General features: G+C 61.1%; 1 protein-coding gene. It reads right to left on the reverse strand.

Annotation, left to right across the window (positions count from 1 at the left end; all coding sequences use genetic code 11):
* Positions 1–502: hypothetical protein (locus AC1D1X_RS25105; protein ID WP_477699606.1), on the reverse strand; the 502-nt coding region annotated here is incomplete at its 3' end.
* Positions 503–665 lie beyond the last annotated feature (163 nt).

Below are 665 nucleotides of genomic sequence, written 5' to 3' on the forward strand. Positions count from 1 at the left end.
CCCATTCCTCCGGGTTAAGCCCCCACTGCTGGTTGACGAGCAACTTCACCCCGATGTCGTGTGCCTGCTGCGAATCCATGAACAGGGCGGCCATGATCATGGTCACCGTGTCTGTCAAAGTACCTGCGCCTGGAAGCAGGTAGGCAGTGCGCGGAAAAAAGGCCATGAAGGAAAACGTGGCGACCAGTTTGGAAGCTGAAAGCGCTGCACCAATGGTGGCCGCCAGCACGCCCCGGATCATGAACTGGCGGAAGGCCCCCCCCAGCAAGCCATGAAGCAAACCCAGCAGCAGCACGGACAGCGCTGCTGGCAGGAGCAGTGTGCTGAAGCCTGAATGAACCCAGTACGCAGGGATGAGGCCTGCCAGTGCTATCGCGACAGCCGTGTCGGCTCGGGACCGAAGCGGCAGGAGCAGCAGCAGCGCCAGCCACGGGACCAGCGCATAACCGTGAAAGACCACATGCCCGATGATCATCCGCTGAGGCAGAAATCCGTTGAGCATCAGCATTCCGCCTACAAGCAGGCCCGTTAGCGGCCCTGCCATGAAGCCTCTGCGCATCAGAAGATAACCCCCCCAAAACAGCAAGCTGGCTGCGATGCAGAGCGTCACCCAGGCGGCTTTGACGGGCTCCATGGCAATGGCCAAGAACTGGGGCAGCGAGTAG

The sequence above is a fragment of the Polaromonas sp. P1_G4 genome (assembly GCF_056405475.1).